At 70.3% G+C, this 21,087-nt stretch carries 18 protein-coding genes; 12 read left to right on the top strand and 6 right to left on the bottom strand.

Features of this window, described 5'->3' with window-relative positions:
• Window positions 1-13 precede the first annotated feature (13 nt).
• Together C3492_RS07360 and C3492_RS07365 are read right to left on the bottom strand one after the other, a co-directional pair.
• Window positions 14-1,231, bottom strand: a complete 1,218-nt coding sequence (locus C3492_RS07360; RefSeq protein ID WP_103810914.1) for an alpha/beta hydrolase — start codon at window positions 1,229-1,231, stop codon at window positions 14-16.
• 125 nt (window positions 1,232-1,356) lie between these two features.
• A complete protein-coding gene (locus C3492_RS07365; RefSeq protein ID WP_103810915.1) occupies window positions 1,357-1,983 on the bottom strand; it encodes a TetR family transcriptional regulator in 627 nt (208 codons plus the stop codon).
• A 124-nt stretch (window positions 1,984-2,107) separates the two neighbouring features.
• Here C3492_RS07365 and C3492_RS07370 point away from each other — a divergent pair, with 124 nt between their 5' ends.
• A complete protein-coding gene (locus C3492_RS07370) occupies window positions 2,108-3,727 on the top strand; it encodes an MFS transporter (RefSeq protein WP_103810916.1) in 1,620 nt (539 codons plus the stop codon).
• A gap of 239 nt (window positions 3,728-3,966) precedes the next feature.
• The gene (locus C3492_RS07375) at window positions 3,967-4,272 is read left to right on the top strand and encodes a small hydrophobic protein (protein ID WP_103811047.1); all 306 of its coding nucleotides are present in this window, start codon (window positions 3,967-3,969) and stop codon (window positions 4,270-4,272) included.
• Here the strand turns inward: C3492_RS07375 and C3492_RS07380 are convergent.
• Both C3492_RS07380 and aceE read right to left on the bottom strand, forming a co-directional pair.
• Window positions 4,269-5,090: a potassium channel family protein gene (locus tag C3492_RS07380; RefSeq protein WP_258055547.1), complete on the bottom strand. Its 822-nt coding sequence runs from the start codon at window positions 5,088-5,090 to the stop codon at window positions 4,269-4,271. The genes C3492_RS07375 and C3492_RS07380 overlap by 4 nt on opposite strands.
• A 133-nt stretch (window positions 5,091-5,223) precedes the next feature.
• Window positions 5,224-7,971 carry a pyruvate dehydrogenase (acetyl-transferring), homodimeric type gene (gene aceE / locus C3492_RS07385; RefSeq protein ID WP_103810917.1) on the bottom strand — a complete coding sequence of 916 codons (2,748 nt, stop codon included), beginning with the start codon at window positions 7,969-7,971 and terminating at the stop codon, window positions 5,224-5,226.
• Between the two features lie 395 nt (window positions 7,972-8,366).
• On the opposite strand from aceE, the gene C3492_RS07390 reads away from it, so the two are divergent.
• The 6 genes from C3492_RS07390 to C3492_RS07415 all read left to right on the top strand — a co-directional run bounded on the left by C3492_RS07390 (window position 8,367) and on the right by C3492_RS07415 (window position 12,839).
• Window positions 8,367-8,804, top strand: coding sequence for a DUF3052 domain-containing protein (locus C3492_RS07390; RefSeq protein WP_030649446.1), 438 nt, complete (start codon window positions 8,367-8,369; stop codon window positions 8,802-8,804).
• A gap of 128 nt (window positions 8,805-8,932) precedes the next feature.
• Complete coding sequence (locus C3492_RS07395; protein ID WP_103810918.1) at window positions 8,933-9,391, top strand: peroxiredoxin; 459 nt, start codon at window positions 8,933-8,935, stop codon at window positions 9,389-9,391.
• A 138-nt stretch (window positions 9,392-9,529) separates the two neighbouring features.
• Window positions 9,530-10,105, top strand: coding sequence for a TerD family protein (locus tag C3492_RS07400; RefSeq protein ID WP_014672465.1), 576 nt, complete (start codon window positions 9,530-9,532; stop codon window positions 10,103-10,105).
• Between the two features lie 113 nt (window positions 10,106-10,218).
• Window positions 10,219-10,797, top strand: coding sequence for a TerD family protein (locus C3492_RS07405; protein WP_103810919.1), 579 nt, complete (start codon window positions 10,219-10,221; stop codon window positions 10,795-10,797).
• A 76-nt stretch (window positions 10,798-10,873) separates the two neighbouring features.
• Window positions 10,874-12,013, top strand: a complete 1,140-nt coding sequence (locus C3492_RS07410; RefSeq protein ID WP_103810920.1) for a DUF475 domain-containing protein — start codon at window positions 10,874-10,876, stop codon at window positions 12,011-12,013.
• A gap of 88 nt (window positions 12,014-12,101) precedes the next feature.
• Entirely contained in the window at window positions 12,102-12,839 is a 738-nt protein-coding gene (locus C3492_RS07415; protein ID WP_103810921.1) for a Tellurium resistance, read from the top strand.
• A gap of 23 nt (window positions 12,840-12,862) precedes the next feature.
• Here C3492_RS07415 and C3492_RS07420 read toward each other — a convergent pair whose 3' ends face one another.
• Window positions 12,863-13,630: a TerD family protein gene (locus C3492_RS07420; protein ID WP_103810922.1), complete on the bottom strand. Its 768-nt coding sequence runs from the start codon at window positions 13,628-13,630 to the stop codon at window positions 12,863-12,865.
• Window positions 13,631-13,806: 176 nt separating this feature from the next.
• On the opposite strand from C3492_RS07420, the gene C3492_RS07425 reads away from it, so the two are divergent.
• The 3 genes from C3492_RS07425 to C3492_RS07435 are packed head-to-tail and all read left to right on the top strand — an operon-like array spanning window position 13,807 to window position 18,314.
• Window positions 13,807-14,973 carry an HpcH/HpaI aldolase/citrate lyase family protein gene (locus C3492_RS07425; RefSeq protein WP_103810923.1) on the top strand — a complete coding sequence of 389 codons (1,167 nt, stop codon included), beginning with the start codon at window positions 13,807-13,809 and terminating at the stop codon, window positions 14,971-14,973.
• 27 nt (window positions 14,974-15,000) lie between these two features.
• Window positions 15,001-17,499, top strand: coding sequence for a phosphoribosyltransferase (locus C3492_RS07430; RefSeq protein WP_103810924.1), 2,499 nt, complete (start codon window positions 15,001-15,003; stop codon window positions 17,497-17,499).
• Window positions 17,499-18,314 carry an HAD family hydrolase gene (locus C3492_RS07435; protein ID WP_103810925.1) on the top strand — a complete coding sequence of 272 codons (816 nt, stop codon included), beginning with the start codon at window positions 17,499-17,501 and terminating at the stop codon, window positions 18,312-18,314. Before C3492_RS07430 ends, C3492_RS07435 begins: the two co-directional genes overlap by 1 nt.
• 102 nt (window positions 18,315-18,416) lie before the next feature.
• Here C3492_RS07435 and C3492_RS07440 read toward each other — a convergent pair whose 3' ends face one another.
• Window positions 18,417-18,644, bottom strand: a complete 228-nt coding sequence (locus C3492_RS07440; protein WP_103810926.1) for a zinc ribbon domain-containing protein — start codon at window positions 18,642-18,644, stop codon at window positions 18,417-18,419.
• Window positions 18,645-18,854: 210 nt separating this feature from the next.
• On the opposite strand from C3492_RS07440, the gene C3492_RS07445 reads away from it, so the two are divergent.
• Window positions 18,855-21,050: a transglycosylase domain-containing protein gene (locus C3492_RS07445; protein ID WP_258055560.1), complete on the top strand. Its 2,196-nt coding sequence runs from the start codon at window positions 18,855-18,857 to the stop codon at window positions 21,048-21,050.
• The last annotated feature ends 37 nt before the right edge of the window (window positions 21,051-21,087 follow it).

Below are 21,087 nucleotides of genomic sequence, written 5' to 3' on the forward strand. Positions count from 1 at the left end.
CTTCCTGCTGTTTCTACGCGCGTCCGGCTGTCACCGTGCCGGACAGACCGGACCGGCACGCATCGTTCTCCCGTGCGCACGTCACCGTGTCGTACGCGCCCACGCCGATGTCGGCGAGGTTGCGCAGGCTGTCCGTGCCGGGCTGGAAGTAACCGCTGTGCCCCTCGGCGTCCCGGGCCGACAGCACCCGCGCCCCGAATGCCGAGGAGACCGGGTCGGCGCCGTGGCCGAGGCCGCCCAGCTCCAGGTACGGAACATCCTGCACCCAGTCACTGGCGTCCCGCATGGCCCACACCCGGGCCGTCGTGCCCAGGTGGGAGGCCTTGGCGACGCGCATGCCGGGGCTCGCGGCCACCGCTATGTCGGCGACCCGGCGGGGCATGCCGTGTGCGGCGACCCCGCAGACCACCGAGCCGTAGCTGTGACAGAACATCGACACCGGGGCCCGGCCGGGCAGCGCGCGCAGCAGCGCGTTCAGCCGTACGGCCCCCTCCTCGGCGCGCAGTCCGGTGGCCGCGTCCACCCCGAGCCCGTCGGGGGAGGTGTAGTCGGCCCAGGCGATCACGGCCGTACGGGTCCGCGGGCTCGCCTCGCGCTCGGCCGCGTACAGGGCCTTGGCCATGCCGACCGGGGCGCTGTACTTGCGGTTCGTCCGCTGGAAGGTGAGCAGGTCGGTGTCGACGCCGGGGACGACGACCGAGATCCGCTGCGCCGTGGAGAGGTCGCCGAAGACCTCGGCGACCCGGCCCGAGCCCTCGGGGTCGAAGGCCAGGATGTGCCGGCCGGGGTTCAGCAGGGACGTGTAGCGGTCCATCCGGCGGGCCGCGTCCTGCTGGCCCGCCGTGCTGAGCCGGCTGTCGTGCACACGCTTGCGCTCGACCTCGCGGGCCTGCGCCAGCGCGACGCGGTTGGCCCGGTAGCGCAGGGAGACGGGCGCGCCGTTCATGTTGCCGACCGCCAGCGGATAGCGGTGGGCGAGACGGCCGCGGTCGTGCGGGGTGAGCGAGGCGAAGAAACGGGCCAGCCGGGACGGCGCGGCCTCGGGGTCCGGCAGGCTGAGGCCGTGGAGGCGGCCGTGCTCCCACTTGGTGAGCGAGGCCTGGAGAGCTGTCGACTCCCGGTGACTGCGCAGGGCGGTCCAGCCGGTGGTCGCGAGCATCACGAACACGACGGCCAGCGCCAGCAGCGCGCGCCAGACGTTCCATTGCGGGGAGGTGTCGAAGGAAGTCACTGGGAGGACACACTAGGAGAACGGGAGGGTCTCGCGGTAACCGAGTGACAGGGATCACGTTTCGGCAGTAACCGAACAGGGGCCGGCGATCTGCCGGAGGCGGTCCCGGCGATCCGCCGGCGGTCTCAGGCGCTGCGCCAGTTGCCCGTGAGCGCCGAACCCACCTGATCGAGGTACGCCGCGCTGAGCGTCCGGAGCGCTTCCGGGCCGAAGTCCTCGCGCACGCAGCACTGCCGTTCGGTGACCCGTATCACCGCGGCGAAGACGGCCACCGCCAGCCGGGGGCGTGGATCGGTGTCCACGTCGACGCCCTCCCGTTCGGCCAGCAGACGGGCGATCGTCTCCTCGGTCGCCGCCGACCGGCGCAGATGGGCGGCGAGCAGCGCGGGCGTCGACTCGATCGTCCGGTACATGCGCAGGTACAGCTCGACCGGGACGATCGACTCGACCGACTCGCGTATCGCGTCCCAGCCTTCGAGGAACGCCTGCCGCAGGGCCTGCATCGGCGCCTCGTGCGGCGGACGCGCGCGGACGGCCGCCACGAAGGCCGCCTCCGTGATGTTCTGCACCGTGAAGGCCACATCCTCCTTGCCCGCGAAGTAACGGAAGAAGGTGCGCTGGGAGACGTCGACGGCCTCGGCGATCTCGTCGACGGTCGTGTGCTCGTACCCCTGGGTGGTGAACAGTTCGAGAGCGGCCCGCAGCAGCGATTCCCGTGTACGCCGCTTCTTGCGCTCGCGCAGCGTCTCCATGGCCCCTCTATGGCCTCTCTCCTGTGCGTGTCCGGCCGGCCCAGCCTATGCGCCGATGTCGTGTCAGTAACCGACGAGTGAATTGGTTTGTCAACTGTCAGTGACTGTCACTAGCCTGGGAAGTATGACTAGTCAGACCACCGTCGACGCGCCGGGGCCGGGGGACGGGGCGCCCGCGGCGCCGCCGGGGCCCGCGCCGGCCCAGGGCCTGCGCGGCCACCCGTGGCTCACTCTCCTCACCGTCGCCGTAGGGGTCATGATGGTGGCCCTCGACGGCACCATCGTGGCCATCGCCAACCCGGCCATCCGTGACGACCTCAACGCGTCCTTCGCCGACGTGCAGTGGGTGTCCAACGCCTACTTCCTCGCCCTCGCGGTCACGCTGATCACCGCGGGCAAGCTCGGTGACCGCTTCGGCCACCGGCAGACCTTCCTCATCGGTGTGACCGGCTTCGCCGCCGCGTCCGGTGCCATCGGGCTCTCCGGCAGCATCGCCGCCGTCGTCACCTTCCGGGTCTTCCAGGGCCTGTTCGGCGCGCTGCTGATGCCGGCCGCGCTCGGCGTGCTGCGGGCCACCTTCCCGGCCGAGAAGCTGAACATGGCCATCGGTGTGTGGGGCATGGTGATCGGCGCGTCCACGGCGGGCGGCCCGATCCTCGGCGGTGTCCTCGTCGAGCACGTCAACTGGCAGTCGGTCTTCTTCATCAACGTGCCGGTCGGTGCCCTCGCGCTGCTCCTCGGCACCATGATCCTGCTCGACCACCGTGCCGAGAACGCCCCGCGCTCCTTCGACCTGCTCGGCATCGCCCTGCTGTCGGGCGCGATGTTCTGCCTGGTCTGGGCGCTGATCAAGGCCCCGACCTGGGGCTGGGGCGACGGCAAGACATGGCTGTTCATGGTCGTGTCCGTGGCCCTCTTCGCCCTCTTCGCCTTCTGGGAGACGAAGGTCGCCGAACCGCTGATCCCGCTGGGCCTGTTCCGCTCGGTGGCCCTGTCGGCGGGTGTCGTCCTGATGGTCCTGATGGCCATCGCCTTCCTGGGCGGCCTGTTCTTCGTGACGTTCTACCTGCAGAACGTGCACGGGATGAGTCCCGTCAAGGCCGGCCTGCACCTGCTGCCGCTCACCGGCATGATGATCGTCGGCTCGCCGCTGGCCGGCACCGCGATCACCAAGCTCGGCCCGCGCGTCCCGCTGGCCTTCGGCATGGCCGTGACCGCGGTCGCCCTGTACGGCATGTCGACGCTGGAGCCGGACACCGGCAGCGGTCTGATGTCCCTCTGGTTCGCGCTGCTCGGCCTGGGCCTCGCACCGGTCATGGTCGGCGCCACCGAGGTCATCGTCGGCAACGCCCCCCTGGAGCTGTCCGGTGTGGCCGGCGGTCTCCAGCAGGCGGCCATGCAGATCGGCAGCAGCCTCGGTACGGCGGTGCTGGGCGCGGTGATGGCCTCCAAGGTCGACAGCGACCTGCCGGGCAACTGGGCGGACGCGGGGCTGCCGAAGCTGACCCCGGATCAGCTCGACAAGGCCTCCGAGGCGGTCCAGGTGGGCGTGGCCCCGGTGACGAAGGGCATGCCGGAGCCGGTCGCCGCGAAGATCACCGCCGTCGCCCACGACACCTTCATCTCCGGTATGAGCCTCGCCTCCCTGGTCGCGGCCGGCGTGGCGCTGGTCGCCGTCCTCGTCGCGCTCTTCACCAAGCGCGGCGCCAACGCGGAGGCGGGCGCGGGCGTGGGCCACATCTGAGCCCGGGTTCTCCGTCTCCCTCCCGGCGGAGTTCCCCTATCAGGGTGACTCCGCTAAAGATCGCTCGCCCCCGGCACACGCCGCAGGTCACAGTGGGTCAAGTCCTCCGCAGGACATGGGAGGACGTCGGGCCGCGGCGCGCGCTGCTGGAGGGGGGCAGCGCGCGCACGTCTGCCGACGCGGAACCGGGGTACCCGCACACCGAAGCCGAACTGTCCATTCACGTCAAGGAGTTGATGATGGCGGGCTTCGGGCGAGGAACGAGCGGGTACCCCCGGTCACGCGGCCGCACGTGGCAGCGGACCGGGCCGGACCGTGCGACGCTCGGGATCATCGGCACGATCTGTGCGGTGGCCGGATTTTTCGCACTGGGCATCGTCCTGGGCCCGGTGGCGATGTTCTGCGGCTGGCAGTCGATGGGCCGCAAGTGGTCCAACGACGGCAACGTCCCCGCACTGGTCGCCCTGATCCTGGGCGCGATCGACACGTTGCTCGCCATCATCGCCCTGGCGGGCGCGGCGACGTGGGGCCACGGGCTCCTCTAGCCGACGGCGTCCCGCCGCAGGGTCGTGGGCGCGTTGGCGGCCGCGGGCACGTCGTGGCCGCTCGCGCGGTTCCCCACGCCCCCTTCGGGATGCTTGAGTTCGGCCAACCGGGCCACCTCCGCCCGCAGCAGCCGTACCTCTTCGGCCAGGGCGGAGATGGCCTCTGTCTGCCGCCGCTCCTCCACGTCGTCCTTCTCGAACCGCGAGATGAACCACGCGGCGATGTTCGCGGTGACGACACCGAGCAGCGCGATCCCCGACAGCATCAGCCCGACGGCGATCATCCGTCCGAGGCCGGTCGTCGGCGCGTGGTCCCCGTACCCCACGGTCGTCATCGTCGTGAACGACCACCACACGGCGTCACCCAGTGTCCGGATGTTCCCGTCCGGCGCCTCCCGCTCCACGGACAGCACCGCGAGCGACCCGAACATCAGCAGGCCGACCACGGCCCCGACGACATAGGTGGTCAGCCGGATCTGCGGAGCCATCCGCGCCCGCCGGCCGACCAGCAGCAGCGTGGACACCAGCCGCAGCAGCCGTAGCGGTTGCAGGACCGGCAGGACCACCGCGCACAGGTCGGGCCAGTGCTGTCGTACGAAGTCCCGCCGGTGCGGGGCGAGGGCCAGCCGGACCAGATAGTCGAGGGCGAACGCCGCCCACACCACCCACTCGACACCCGTGCACACGGCCGTCAGGGAGTGACCGGCGGAGTCGTCCACGATCGGCACCGCGTACGCCACGGCGAACGCCACCGCGAGCGCCAACAACGGCCGCTGGGTACGCCCCTCCCACCGAGCCTGCGCCGACAGTTGATCCATGCCAGCAATCGTAAAGAAACCGTAAGGCCACCGCGCCCCCGAAGGGGCGCGGGGAGCTGCGCGACCAGCCACCACGGACCCGCAGGTCCCCACGACCCCGGCAACCCTCGTCGGCCGAAGCCGAGGGCACCGGCTAGGCGTCGCCGCCCGCCGCCCCCGGATCCGCCGCCGAGACGTCCAGCAGCCGGTAGCGGTCGATGGCCTGCTTGAGCACGGAGCGGTCGACCTTGCCCCCGCGGGCCAGCTCGGTCAGCACCGCCACCACGACCGACTGGGCGTCGATGTGGAAGAAGCGGCGCGCCGCGCCCCGGGTGTCGGCGAAGCCGAAGCCGTCGGCGCCCAGGGACTGGTACGTGCCGGGCACCCAGCGCGCGATCTGGTCCGGAACCGATCGCATCCAGTCGGACACGGCCACGAACGGCCCCTCGGCGCCACTGAGCTTCCGTGTCACGTACGGCACCCGCTGCTCCTCCTCCGGATGCAGCAGGTTGTGCTCCTCGCACTCCACGGCCTCGCGGCGCAGCTCGTTCCAGGAGGTCGCGGACCACACGTCGGCCCGGACGTTCCACTCCTCGCCGAGGAGCCGCTGCGCCTCCAGGGCCCACGGGACCGCCACGCCCGACGCCATGATCTGCGCCGGCACGGAGCCGCCCGTGCCCTCCTTGAGCTTGTAGACGCCCTTGACGATGCCCTCGACGTCCACGCCCGCCGGCTCGGCCGGGTGCTGGATGGGCTCGTTGTAGACGGTGAGGTAGTAGAAGACGTCCTCGCCGTGCGGGTGCTCGGCCGAGCTGCCGTACATCCGGCGCAGGCCGTCCTGCACGATGTGCGCGATCTCGTACGCGTACGCCGGGTCGTAGGCCACGCAGGCCGGGTTGGTGGAGGCCAGGAGCTGGGAGTGGCCGTCCGCGTGCTGGAGGCCCTCGCCGGTCAGGGTCGTACGACCGGCGGTCGCACCCAGGACGAATCCGCGCGCCAGCTGGTCGGCCATCTGCCAGAACTGGTCGCCCGTGCGCTGGAAACCGAACATCGAGTAGAAGACGTACACCGGGATCAGCGGCTCGCCGTGCGTGGCGTACGCCGAGCCCGCCGCGATCAGTGACGCCGTGCAGCCCGCCTCGGAGATGCCGTCGTGCAGCATCTGGCCGGTCGGCGACTCCTTGTAGGCCAGGAGCAGCTCGCGGTCGACCGACTCGTACTGCTGGCCGAGCGGGTTGTAGATCTTCGCGCTCGGGAAGAAGGAGTCCATGCCGAACGTGCGGTACTCGTCCGGTGCGATCAGCACGAACCGCTTGCCGATCTCCTTGTCCCGCATGAGGTCCTTGAGAAGGCGCACAAAGGCCATGGTCGTCGCGATGGACTGCTGGCCCGTGCCCTTCTTCACGGTCGCGTACGCCTTGTCGTCCGGCAGGGCGAGCGGCTGGGAGCGGACGACGCGGGTCGGGACGTAACCGCCGAGGCCCTTGCGGCGGTCGTGCATGTACTGGATCTCCTCCGAGTTCCGGCCCGGGTGGTAGTACGGCGGCGGGCCGGACTCCAGCTCCTTGTCGGAGATCGGCAGGTGCAGACGGTCCCGGAAGTGCTTGAGGTCGTCGACCGTCAGCTTCTTCATCTGGTGCGTGGCGTTGCGGCCCTCGAAGTTCGGGCCCAGCGTCCAGCCCTTGATCGTCTTGGCCAGGATGACCGTCGGCTGCCCCTTGTGCTCCTTGGCCGCCCTGAACGCCGCGTAGATCTTGCGGTGGTCGTGGCCGCCGCGGCCGAGGTGCAGGATCTGCTCGTCGGTCATGTTCTCGACCATCGCGCGCAGACGCAGGTCGTCACCGAAGAAGTGCTCCCGGATGTACGCGCCGGACTCGGTGGCGTACGTCTGGAACTGGCCGTCCGGCGTGATGTTCATCTTGTTGACCAGCACGCCGTCCCGGTCCTGCGCGAGCAGCGGGTCCCAGGTGCGGTCCCAGATCAGCTTGATCACGTTCCAGCCGGCGCCCCGGAAGACCGACTCCAGCTCCTGGATGATCTTGCCGTTGCCGCGGACGGGGCCGTCCAGCCGCTGGAGGTTGCAGTTGACCACGAAGGTCAGGTTGTCCAGGCCCTCGCGGGCGGCCAGGGTGAGCTGGCCGAGCGACTCCGGCTCGTCCATCTCGCCGTCGCCGAGGAACGCCCACACGTGCGACCGGGAGGTGTCGGCGATCCCGCGCGCCTGCATGTACCGGTTCATCCGCGCCTGGTAGATCGCGCCGAGCGGGCCGAGGCCCATGGAGACCGTCGGGAACTCCCAGAAGTCCGGCATCGAGCGCGGGTGCGGGTAGCTGGACAGCCCGTTCGGGTACTTCGACTTCTCCTGCCGGAAGCCGTCGAGCTGCTCCTCGCTGAGCCGGTCGAGCAGGTACGCGCGGGCGTAGATGCCGGGGGAGGCGTGGCCCTGGAAGAAGACCTGGTCGCCGCCGTCGCCCTCGTCCTTGCCGCGGAAGAAGTGGTTGAAGCCGACGTCGTACAGCGAGGCGGAGGAGGCGAAGGTGGCGATGTGGCCGCCGACGCCGATGCCCGGGCGCTGGGCGCGCGAGACCATGACGGCCGCGTTCCAGCGGGTGGCGTTCAGGATCCTGCGCTCGATCTCCTCGTTGCCCGGGAAGAACGGCTCGCTCTTGGTGGGGATCGTGTTGACGTAGTCCGTGCTGCGCATCTCGGGCACGGCCACCCGCCTCTCGCGGGCACGCTCGATCAGACGCAGCATGAGATAGCGGGCCCGCTCCCGGCCGCGCTCGTCGACGGCGGCGTCCAGGGAGTCGAGCCACTCCTGGGTCTCTTCGGGATCGAAGTCAGGAACCTGACTCGGAAGGCCGCCAATGATGATCGGATTGCGATCGGATCCGGAAGCCACGCTGTTCCTTACCTGTCAGAGGGCCAGTTCGTTGCACCTGCCTACACCGTTCCCCATCGTGTACCTCGGGAAGGCGTACGTCACCCGCACCGTCATCTGCACCGGTCAAAACGCAACGATACGCCCGGGGTGTGACGTGCATGGCAAAGTTGTTCGAGCGACGTAACCCCGGATGATTCCGAACGTGACAAACCGGGCGCATCGGCGTGATGTGGGTCGCGCGGAATCGAGATACGGTGCTGGGAGTTGCGGCGACACGGCCGGGATCGTCACCGTTTCGGCGGTCCCGACGGCCGGGTACTTGCGCGATCCGCCCCGCCCGTGTGGACTACGGCCAATGCTTCGCGCACGCGCGTGGCTGAGATACTTACCAAGACATGATCAGGAGGCAACCCGTGAGCGCGACCGCGGACCACGCGGAGGAGCGGACGAACCCTGCCGCCAGGCTGGGGTTCCAGCCCGGGCAGGTGGTCCAGGAGATCGGCTACGACGACGACGTCGATCAGGAGCTCCGCGAGGCCATCGAGGAAACCATCGCAGGCGACCTCATGGACGAGGACTACGACGACGTGGCCGACGCCGTTGTGCTGTGGTTCCGTGACGACGACGGCGACCTGACGGATGCGCTGGTGGATGCCACCACGTACATCGAAGAGGGCGGCGCGATCCTGCTCCTCACGCCGAAGACCGGCCGTGCGGGGTACGTCGAGCCGAGCGACATCCAGGACGCCGCCACGACGGCCGGCCTGACCGCTTCGAAGAGCGTCAGCGTCGGCAAGGACTGGAGCGGCAGCCGGCTGGCGACGCCGAAGGCGGCCAAGTCCAAGAGGTGACCGTCCTCGGACGCCGGACGGGCTGGACATCGCCCCAGCCCGTCCGGGAGTCCCCGGTGGCCGCTGCGTAGGGTGGAACCGAGCGTCCGCGCTCCCACCCGAACAGCCCACCGAAGGGAAGCACGACGATGGCGATCCAGGTCGGCGACAAGGCGCCCGACTTCGAGCTGAAGGACAACCACGGCCGGACCGTGAAGCTCTCGGACTTCCGCGGCGACAAGAACGTGGTCCTGCTCTTCTACCCCTTCGCCTTCACCGGCGTGTGCACCGGCGAGCTGTGCGAGCTGCGCGACAACCTGCCGAAGTTCCAGGACCGCGACACCCAGCTGCTCGCCGTCTCCAACGACTCCATCCACACGCTGCGCGTCTTCGCCGAGCAGGAGGGCCTGGAATACCCCCTGCTGAGCGACTTCTGGCCGCACGGCAACGTCTCGCGCGCGTACGGCGTCTTCGACGAGGACAAGGGCTGCGCCGTCCGGGGCACCTTCGTCATCGACAAGGAGGGCGTCGTGCGGTGGACCGTGGTCAACGGCCTGCCGGACGCCCGCGACCTGAACGACTACGTCAAGGCGCTCGACACCCTGTGAGGGGACCGCGAGCGACACCTGTGATTCTCCGGGTCCAGGGTCTGCGGGGCGCGGGAACCCGTCACTAGGATCGGCACGTTGATCCCATATCCGAAGCACGACGGGGCTCCCCGCCCCTGAACACCACATGGAGGACCCGTGGGAGTCAGCCTCAGCAAGGGCGGCAACGTATCGCTGACGAAGGAGGCCCCGGGCCTGACCGCCGTCATCGTCGGCCTGGGGTGGGACGTGCGCACGACGACCGGCACGGACTTCGACCTCGACGCGAGCGCGCTGCTGCTGAACAACTCCGGCAAGGTCATCAGCGACCAGCACTTCGTCTTCTTCAACAACCTCAAGAGCCCCGACGGCTCCGTCGAGCACACCGGTGACAACCTCACCGGTGAGGGCGAGGGCGACGACGAACAGATCAAGGTCAACCTGGCCGGTGTCCCGGCCGACGTCGACAAGATCGTGTTCCCGGTGTCGATCTACGACGCCGAGAACCGCCAGCAGTCCTTCGGCCAGGTCCGCAACGCCTTCATCCGCGTCGTGAACCAGGCCGGCGGGCAGGAGATCGCCCGGTACGACCTCAGTGAGGACGCCTCCACCGAGACCGCCATGGTCTTCGGCGAGCTGTACCGGCACGGCGCGGAGTGGAAGTTCCGCGCCATCGGCCAGGGCTACGCGTCGGGCCTGCGTGGCATCGCGCAGGACTTCGGCGTCAACGTCTGACACGAAGGACGTGTGAGGCCCAACAGCCCGTGAGACCGGCGCCGCCCCCGTTTAGGGGCGGCGCCGGACGCGCAGGACAACCAGGGAAGCACCACCAGGGGAGGACCAGCATCATGGGTGTCACGCTCGCCAAGGGGGGCAACGTCTCCCTGTCCAAGGCCGCACCGAACCTCACCAACGTCATGATCGGACTCGGCTGGGACGCGCGGTCCACCACCGGCGCCCCCTTCGACCTGGACGCCAGCGCGCTGCTGTGCGGGGCCGGAAACCGGGTGCTGGGTGACGACTGGTTCGTCTTCTACAACCAGCTCACCAGCCCCGACGGCTCCGTGGAGCACACCGGTGACAACCTCACCGGTGAGGGCGAGGGCGACGACGAGTCGATCCTGGTGGACCTCGCCAAGGTGCCGCCGCAGTGCGAGAAGATCATCTTCCCCGTCTCGATCCACATGGCGGACGAGCGCGGACAGACCTTCGGCCAGGTCTCCAACGCCTTCATCCGCGTCGTCAACCAGGCCGACGGCCAGGAACTGGCCCGCTACGACCTCAGCGAGGACGCCTCCACCGAGACCGCCATGATCTTCGGCGAGCTCTACCGCTATCAGGGCGAGTGGAAGTTCCGGGCGGTGGGTCAGGGGTACGCGTCGGGCCTGCGGGGCATCGCTCTAGACTTCGGAGTCAACGTTTCGTAAAACTCGGTACGACTCAGGGGAGACCCTCCCCCGGACTCCGTCCGGGAGGTGCCCCCAACACACGATGGGGTAGCCAGTGCTTCTGAAAACCTTCGGCTGGTCGTTCGCGGTCACCGCGCTCGGTCTGGTCGCGGCGGCGTTCTACGGGGGGTGGACCGCCTTCGGCATCGTGGCGATCCTGGCCATCCTGGAGATCTCGCTGTCCTTCGACAACGCGGTGGTCAACGCCGGAATCCTGAAGAAGATGAACGCCTTCTGGCAGAAGATCTTCCTCACAGTCGGTGTCCTCATCGCCGTCTTCGGCATGCGGCTGGTCTTCCCCGTCGTCATCGTCGCGATCAGCGCCAAGATGGGCCCGATCGAGGCCGTCGACCTGGCGCTCAACAACAAGGACCGCTACCAGCAGCTGGTCACCGACGCCCACCCGGCGATCGCCGCGTTCGGTGGCATGTTCCTGCTGATGATCTTCCTCGACTTCATCTTCGAGGACCGGGACATCCAGTGGCTGCGCTGGATCGAGCGGCCCCTGGCCAAGCTCGGCAAGGTCGACATGCTGTCGGTCTGCATCGCCCTGATCGTCCTGCTGATCACGTCGTTCACCTTCGCCGCCCACGCCCACCAGCACGGCGGCGCCCACGTGGACAAGGCGCAGACGGTCCTGATCGCCGGTATCGCCGGCCTGATCACCTACATGGTCGTCGGCGGCCTCTCCGGCTACTTCGAGGACAAGCTGGAGGCGGAGGAGGAGCGCGAACACGAGGAGGAGGAAGAGGCCGCCCGCACCGGCAAGCAGAAACCCGCGATCGTCCTGGCCGGCCAGGCCGCGTTCTTCATGTTCCTCTACCTGGAGGTCCTGGACGCGTCCTTCTCCTTCGACGGCGTGATCGGCGCCTTCGCCATCACCAACGACATCGTCCTGATGGCCCTCGGCCTCGGCATCGGCGCCATGTACGTCCGGTCGCTGACGGTCTACCTGGTCCGCCAGGGCACCCTCGACGACTACGTCTACCTGGAGCACGGCGCCCACTACGCCATCGGCGCCCTCGCAGTGCTCCTCCTGGTCACCATCCAGCACGAGATCAACGAGGTCATCACCGGTCTCGTCGGCGTCGTCCTGATCGCGGCGTCCTTCTTCTCCTCCGTCCGCCGCAACCGGGCCCTGGCCGCGGCGGGCGAGGGCAGCGACGAGAAGGCCGAGGTCTCCTCCGGGGTGTGACACCCCGGACGGTGAGGAACGCTCTGAGCGGGGCGGCCGGCGCGGCCGGCCGCCCCGTCGGCGTCACAACGGGTACCTGGGGGCGGGAATGGGTTTCTTCGACGGACTGCTGGGCGGGCGCGCCGCCGACTTCGACTCGGGCAACGCGTCGAGCAACGCCATAGAACTGACCAGGCGGCACCAGACGGTGTCCCTCACCAAGCAGGAAGCGGCCACCGGCCACCTGCGCGTCAACCTCTCCTGGCGGATGCGGACCTCCGACTTCGACGGAGCCCAGCGCACCAGCCTGTTCCGGCACCCCTTCAAGGCCCTGAAGCCGCCGGAGGTCCTCGGCCACGGCCAGAGCATGGTCAACGTCGACCTGGACCTCGGCTGCCTGTACGAACTGGCCGACGGCACGAAGGGGGTCGTACAGCCCCTCGGCGGCTACCTCGGCGACGTCAACGCACCGCCGTACATCAAACTCAGCGGGGACGACCGGTTCGGCTCGGCGTCCGGCGAGACCATGTACGTCAACCTGGACCACCGGGACGCCCTCAAGCGACTGCTCGTCTTCGTCTACATCTACGACCAGACCCCCGCCTTCGACCGTACGCACGCCATCGTCACGCTCTACCCCAGCAACGGCCCCCGCATCGAGATAGGCCTGGACGAACGCCACCCCCAGGCCCGCTCCTGCGCCGTGGTCATGATCGAGAACATCAAGGGCGAACTGATCGTCCGCCGCGAGGTGAAGTTCGTCTACGGCTTCCAGGGCGAACTGGACCGCCTCTACGGCTGGGGCCTGCAGTGGGGCAGGGGCTTCAAGACCAAGGTGGACAGGTGACCACCGCCCGCTTCCGGGGCTGACTACCGCCCGAGGAACTGCGGCCCCTGCGGCGGCAGCCGGAAGTACGGGTCCCCGGCCACGGCCGCCGGCGCCGACATCGGCTGCGGATAGCCGTACGCGGGCGGCTGTGCCGGGACGGCGGCCGTCTGCGGTGCCGGAACCGCGCCCGTCGGCGGTGCCGGGACCGCGGCCGTCGGCTGCTCCGGAGGCAACGGCTGGGACGAGACCGGCTCCTCCTCCATCTCGGACTCGTCCACCGAGATCCCGAAGTCCGTGGCGAGCCCCTTCAGCCCGTTCGAATACCCCTCACCCAGCGCCCGGAACTTCCAGCCCTCACCGCGCCGGTACAGCTCACCGCAGATCAGCGCCGTCTCCGCGCCGGTCTCCGGCTTGATCTCGAACCGGGCCAGCGGCTCCCCGTCGGCGACCGCCGCGTCGTACAGCAGGATGCACAGCGCCGGCACCTGGTCGAAGGCGACCCCGTCCGCGGAGGCGACCAGCAGGATCCGGCCGACCCCCGGCTCCACCCCGGCCAGGTCGGTCTGGATCGTGTCCGTCAGCCCCTCGGCGACCCGCTTCTTGCCGAGCCGCCACACCTTCCCGGAGGGATGCCGGGGCTGGTTGTAGAAGACGAAGTCCTCGTCGGAGCGCACACGGCCGCCCGGGCCCAGCAGCAGCGCCGAGGCGTCCACGTCCGGGACGCCCTGCCCGGGCGTCCAGCGCAGCACGGCGCGCACCGTGGTGGCCTCCAGCGGGACGTTCGACCCTTTCAGCATCGCGTGCGTCATGCGGTCATCCTGCCCTCTCGGTCCTGGTCACGACAATGCGGGGGGCGGCGCCGCCGACATGGGCGAGTTACCGGAAATTCATGCCCACAGGGAACCCCGGACATGGATCCCTACGTACTATTACCGGCCACCCTTTACCGAACCCAGAGGCCCGGCTCGCGCCCTGAGGGAGTCCTATGCGTCATTTCGGGCACATCGCCCCCGAGGTGCGACAGCGCCTCTTCCACCAGGAGCCGTGCGCGTTCACCGCCGACTCCCCGGCCCGGCTGCTCTCCGCGGCCCTGGGCGCCACGCTGTACAGCCCGGCCACCCGGCCCCGGCTCGCCGACGACATCGTCAAACAGGCCGGCAACGGCGTGGTCTCGATGGTGCTGTGCCTGGAGGACTCGATCGACGACGCGGACGTCGAGCCGGGTGAGGAGAACCTCGTCCGGCAGTTCGCCGACCTCGCCGCCCGGCCCGGGGTGGAGCCGCCCCTGCTGTTCATCCGGGTGCGCACCCCCGAGCAGATACCGGACCTGGTCCGCCGCCTCGGCCCCGCCGTGCGCCTGCTGTCCGGGTTCGTGCTGCCCAAGTTCACCGAGGAACGCGGCATCCCCTTCCTGGAGGCCCTGACCGCGGCCGAGAACAGCAGCGGCCGGCGGCTCTTCGCCATGCCCGTCCTGGAGTCCCCCGAGCTGCTCTACCGCGAGTCCCGGGTGGACACCCTGGAGGGCATCTCCCGCGCGGTCGGCAAGTACCGGGACCGGGTGCTGGCCCTCCGCCTCGGCGTGACCGACTTCTGCTCCTCCTACGGCCTGCGACGCGCCCCCGACATGACCGCCTACGACGTCCAGATCGTCGCCTCCGTGATCGCCGACGTCGTGAACATGCTCGGCCGCGCCGACGGCACCGGCTTCACCGTCACCGGCCCGGTCTGGGAGTACTTCCGTCTCTCCGAACGCATGTTCAAGCCGCAGTTGAGGCAGAGCCCCTTCCTGGAGGTGCAGGCCGTCTCACTGCGCGAGAAGCTGATCGAACACGCCATGGACGGACTGCTTCGGGAGATCTCCCTCGACCAGGCCAACGGCCTGCTCGGCAAGACCTGCATCCACCCGTCCCACGTCCTGCCCGTGCACGCACTGTCCGTGGTCAGCCACGAGGAGTTCAGCGACGCCCAGGACATCCTGCGGCCGGAACGCGGCGGCGGGGGTGTACTCCGGTCGGCCTACACGAACAAGATGAACGAAGTGAAACCGCACCGCGCCTGGGCCGAGCGGACCCTGTTGCGCGCCGAGGTGTTCGGCGTCGCCAACGAGGACGTCGGCTTCGTGGAACTGCTCGCCGCCGGCATACCCGGCTGAACCATTCTCCGCCTCTCCAAGGAACGCATGAACAACGCAGTGAACGACGCGGTCTGGTCCGGCAGCTGGGTCGCCGAGCGACTCGGGGTCGGGCTCGTGGGCGACGACGACCTTCCGGCGCTGCTCGGGCTCGCGCTGCGGCGCAACCCCAAGCGGGCGCACCTGCTGGTCTCCAACGTCCTCGGCAAGCACGTACCGCAGTCGCCGGCCGTGGTGTACGAGTACGGCCTCCGCCTGGGCCGACGGGTGGCCGCGCTGCTCGGCGAGGAAAGGGCCGGTGCCGTCGTCCTCGGCTACGCGGAGACCGCGACGGGGCTGGGGCACGCGGTCGCCGACGGGCTCGGCGCGGTGCCGTATCTGCACTCCACGCGACGGCCGGTTCCCGGGGTCGCCCCGGCGGGCGGCTTCGAGGAGTCGCACTCGCATGCCACCTCGCATCTCCTGCTGCCGGAAGACCCCGTTCTGCTGGCCGGGGACGGGCCGCTGGTGCTGGTGGACGATGAGTTCTCCACCGGTAACACCGTGCTGAACACCATGCGTGACCTGCACGAGCGGTACCCGCGCGAGCGGTATGTGGTGGTCGCTCTGGTCGACATGCGGTCGGCTGAGGACTCCGCGCGGTTGGCGCGGTTCGCGCGGGAGACCGGGGCCCGGGTCGACGTCATCGCCGCCGCGTCCGGGACCGTACGGCTGCCCGAGGGGGTGCTGGAGAAGGGGCAGCGACTGGTCGCGGAATGCGAGTCCGCCGGGTGCGGGGCTGGTGCGGCCGCTCGCGCCCGCGCGGCGGAGCCGCGGGACGTCTCGTCCCGCGCCCCCGGAGGGGCGCCACGGTCAGGGCCCCTCACCAGGGTCGACCTGCACTGGCCTGCCGGTGTCCCCGACGGTGGCCGGCACGGTTTCACCCCCGCCCACCGGGCCCGGCTCGAAGCGGCGCTGCCCGCCATGGCCGGGCGGATACGCGAGGCACTGCCCGTCGGCGCCCGGCGCGTTCTGGTGCTCGGCTTCGAAGAGCTCATGTACGCGCCGCTGCGACTCGCCCGCGAGCTGGAGCAGGCGGCGGACGCCGAGGTGCGGTTCTCCACCACCACCCGGTCGCCCGTGCTCGCGGTCGACGACCCCGGGTACGCGATCCGCAGCCGCCTGGTCTTCCCGGCCCACGACGACCCGGCCGACGGGCCCGGCGAGCGGTACGCCTACAACGTGGCCGGCGCCGGCTTCGACGCCGTCGTCGCCGTGGTCGACTCCGTCGCCGACACCCCCGCCCTGCACGCGCCCGACGGTCTGCTGGCCGCCCTCGCCGCGCACGTCCCGCACGTCCTGCTCGCGGTCGTGCCCTCGTACGTTCCGCACGCTCCCGAAAGGCCGGCCATGCTGCCCGAGCCCCTCCGCGGCCCCGCGTTCTCCTCGTACGCGCCGGAGGAGGTCGGCTGGCTGCTCCAGGACCTCTCCGACGTGACCCTGGAGGCGCCGACGGAGGAGCGCGAGGAGGCCATCCAGCGCGGCGGCGCGCACTACGCCGAGTCGCTGCCGGTGGAGTACCAGCCCAGCGCCCGGTACCAGGAGCTGTTCCACGCGGCCCTGGACGCGTCCGCCGCCCGCCTCGCGCAGGCCGTCGGTGTCGTGACCGAGACCGTCCTCACCGAGCGGTCGCCCCGCCCGGTGCTGGTCTCCCTGGCCCGCGCCGGCACCCCGGTCGGCATCCTGATCCGCCGCTGGGCCCGGTTCCGGCACGGCATCGACCTGCCGCACTACGCCGTGTCGATCGTGCGCGGCCGGGGCATCGACGCCAACGCGCTGCGCTGGCTGGCCGACCGTCACGACCCCCGGGACGTCGTGTTCGTCGACGGCTGGACCGGCAAGGGCGCGATCACCCGCGAACTCGCCGAGGCGGTCGAGGAGTTCGAGCGGAAGGAGGGCGTCACCGGGTTCGACCCGGAGATCGCGGTCCTCGCCGATCCCGGCTCCTGCGTACGCACCTACGGCACCCGCGAGGACTTCCTCATCCCCTCCGCGTGCCTCAACTCGACCGTCTCCGGGCTGATCTCCCGTACGGTGCTGCGCGCCGACCTGGTCGGCCCGCACGACTTCCACGGCGCCAAGTTCTACCGGGAACTCGCGGGCGCGGACGTCTCCGTGGCCTTCCTCGACGCCGTCGCCGCCCGCTTCCCGGAGGTGGCCGACGGCGTGGACAGCGCGGTGAAGGAGCTGCTGGCCACGGACCGCACCCCGACCTGGGCGGGCTGGCGGGCGGTCGAGCGGATCAGCGAGGAGTACGGCATCCACGACGTCAACCTCGTCAAGCCGGGCGTCGGCGAGACCACCCGGGTGCTGCTGCGCCGGGTGCCGTGGAAGATCCTCGCGCGGGCGGGGGCGGGCGCGGACCTCGACCACGTGCGACTCCTCGCCGAGCAGCGCGGGGTGCCGGTGGAGGAGGTGGACGACCTGCCGTACACCTGCGTCGGGCTGATCCACCCCCGGTACACGCGGGGCGCCACCGGCGCCGACGGCAAGGCGGTGAACGTCTGATGCCGGTGCTGGTGGCGAGCGACCTGGACCGTACGCTGATCTACTCCTCGGCGGCCCTCGCGCTGACCATGCCGGACCCGCGGGCGCCCCGGCTGCTGTGCGTGGAGGTGCACGAGGCCAAGCCGCTGTCCTACATGACCGAGACCGCGGCCCAGTTGCTGACCGACCTCGGCGACACGGCCGTGTTCGTGCCGACGACGACCCGGACGCGCAAGCAGTACCAGCGGATCAACCTGCCGGGCCCGCCGCCGGCGTACGCGATCTGCGCCAACGGCGGCCATCTGCTGGTCGACGGGGTCACCGACGCCGACTGGCACGCGAGTGTCCAGGCCCGGCTCGCCGACGAGTGCGCGCCGCTGGCGGAGGTCAGCGAGCATCTGCTGCGCTCCGCCGACCCGGTGTGGGTGCGCAAGCACCGGATCGCCGAGGACCTGTTCGCGTACCTCGTGGTGGAGCGCGAACTGCTGCCCGGGGACTGGGTGAAGGAGCTCGCGGTGTGGGCGGAGAACCGGGGCTGGACGGTGTCCCTGCAGGGCCGCAAGATCTACGCCGTACCGAAGCCGCTCACCAAGAGCGCGGCCGTCCGCGAGGTGGCCCGGCGCACCGGCGCGGAGCTGACGCTGGCCGCCGGTGACTCCCTGCTCGACGCCGACCTGCTGCTGGCCGCCGACCGGGGCTGGCGCCCCGGCCACGGCGAACTGGCCGACACCGACTGGACGGCCCCGCAGATCAACGCCCTCCCGGAACGCGGCGTCCTGGCGGGGGAGCGGATCCTGCGGGAGTTCTTGAAGGCGACCCGCACGGCAACACCTTAGGGGCGCGGGGCTGTATCGATGCGCGGCTCCGCCGCGTGGGCGCGACAGGCCACGACGGCGCCGCACCCATGAGACGGCACCAGGCGGCGCCCTCGCAGGCGACTACCCGCAGCACCCGCCCCCGCAGCACCCGCCCCCGCCGGCCCTCGGCGACGGCGCGGGTGCGGGCGCGGACGTGTTGTTCGACACGCCCACCGCCACCGTCGAGAGCAGCTTCACCGTGTCGTCGTGCCCCGCGGGGCACGACGCGGGGGCGGCGGACTGCGCCATGGGCCGGTTGAGTTCGAACGTGTCGCCGCAGGTCCGGCAGCGGTACTCGTAACGAGGCATGGCCCCAGGTTAGCCGCCGAGGCCCGGCCGGGGGCGTCTCAATGTTTCATGAGCGTTGCTTTCTATCCGGCATATGTGCAGGGCATTCGAAAACGTTACTGATAATTTGTGAACGCCGTTGCGAGGATGCTCAGCTCACCCGCGCGAGCAAGACCGAGTGCGGAGGGAGACGCAGGCGTGACCGATGCGTCGCAGGGGGAGGACGGCCCCATGGGGGGTGGCCGTGGCGAGAAGCCGTTGGACGCCGATGAGACGTTGCATCTGAGAGTGGACGCCCTCAGGGCGGACCAGACCATGCAGTTGCGCGTGCCCCCGCCACCGGAGCCGCCCGCTCCGGGCGGCGGCCGGGCCGAACGCCGGCGTGACGCGCGCTCCGCCGGACGGGAGCGCGGCGCGCCCGTGAGCGCGGCCCTGGGCGCCGTCGCCCGGCTGCTCGGCCCGCTGACCCCGTACGCGCGCCGAATAGCCCCCTACGCGCGCCGCCTGAAGCCGGTGTACCCGCGCCCCGGCCGCACCGGCTGGCGCCGCTGGATACCCTCCTGGCGCCAGTGGCTCGGCGCCACCCTGACGTCGTTCGGTCTGCTCAGCGCGTTCCTCGTCACGGCGTACGCGATGACGGACATACCGGAGAACCTCAACTCGTACGCCACCCAGCAGGACAACGTCTACTTCTGGTCCGACGGCACGCCCATGGCCCGTACGGGCTGGGTGCAGCGGCAGGCGATGCCGCTGAAGGACATCCCCCCGGACGTGCGCTGGGCGGTGCTCGCGGCGGAGAACGAGAGTTTCTACTCGGACCCGGGCATTTCCGCCAGAGGTATCACCCGGGCGGTGTTCCGCACACTGGGGCAGGGGGACACCGAGGGCGGATCGACCATTACCCAGCAATACGTCAAGAATGTCTATCTGACCCAGAATCAGACCATCAGCCGCAAGTTCACCGAGGCGATGATCGCCCTCAAACTGGACAACAGGATGAGCAAGGACCAGATCCTGGAGGGCTATCTCAACACGAGCTGGTTCGGCCGCGGCAGCTACGGCATCCAGCGCGCCGCCCAGGCGTACTACGGCAAGGACGTCGGCAAGCTCAACGCCTCCGAGGCGGCCATGCTCGCCGGGCTGCTCAAGGGCGCCGGCCTGTACGACCCCACGCTGAGCAAGGCCAACCACGCGCGGGCCGTCGAGCGCTGGTCCTGGATCCTCGACCGCATGGTCAAGATCGGCAAGCTGTCGCCGCAGGAACGGGCGACGTACACCAGGTTCCCCGAGCCGCTGAAGAGCAACCCGCTGTACAACACGGGTGCGCAGAGCGACTACCTGGTGGAGCTGGCCTCGCAGTACGCCAAGAAGGCCGGACACCTGACGGACAAGCAGTTCGACCTGGGCGGCTACCAGATCTACACGACCTTCGACCGCAAGCGGGAGAAGGCGCTCACCGACGCCGTCACCAAGGCCCGCAAGCAGGCCAGGCGGGACAACCCGGCGGCGGCGAAGAACGGTCACTACGGCGCCGCCTCGGTGGCCGCCGACGGCCGGATCCTCGCCGTCTACGGCGGCCCCGACCACCGTACCCAGGGCTACAACGAGTCCAACGCGACCACCGTCCCGGCCGGCACCGCGTTCACGCCGTTCGTCTACGCCGCCGGGCTGGAACACGGCGTGCACAAGACGCGTGGCGGACCCGCCACCCCCGTCACCCCGGACAGCGTCTACGACGGCGACGACGGCGTGCCCGTCACCACCCCGGAGGGGCCGTACTGGGACCGCAGCGGCAAGAAGGTCGCCGCGCACAACGACGGCGGCGCGTCGTACGGGGACATCAGTCTGCGCGAGGCCATGGCCCGGTCCGTGAACACGCCGTTCATGCAGCTCGGCATGGACACCGGCCTGGACAAGGTGCGCCAGACCGCCGTGGCGTCCGGGCTGCTGTCCTCCAGCATCGGTCCCCAGGTCCCGGCCCTGTCGATGGGGAACTCCACGCCCAGCGCCATCCGGATGGCCGGCGGCTACGCCACCTTCGCCGCCGGCGGCAACCACACCGAGCCGTACTCGGTGGGCCGGATCACCCGCAACGGTTCCCCGGTCGCCCTGGCCACCCCGCGCCCGAAGCGCGCGGTCGGCGCCAAGGTGGCCGAGGAGGTCACGGAGGCGCTCACCGACTCCTTCCGCACCGCCCATCCCGAGGCGGCGGCCGGCCGGTCCGGGCTGTCCGGGAAGGCCGGTACGACCGAGAAGGACACCGCCGCCTGGTTCGTCGGCACGGCCGACTCCGTGTCCACCGCGATCGTCGTCTACCGGATCGACCTGGCCAAGTCACTGGAGCCACTGCCGCTCAAGGGTCTGGCCGGCACGTCCGCCCACAGCGTCCCGTATGCCCTCTGGTCGGCAGCGACGGGTCTCGGCTGAGCCGGGGCCCGTACACCCTCCCCTTCCGCAGAATGAG

It is taken from the genome of Streptomyces sp. Ru62 (genome assembly GCF_002920615.1).
GTDB lineage: Bacteria > Actinomycetota > Actinomycetes > Streptomycetales > Streptomycetaceae > Streptomyces.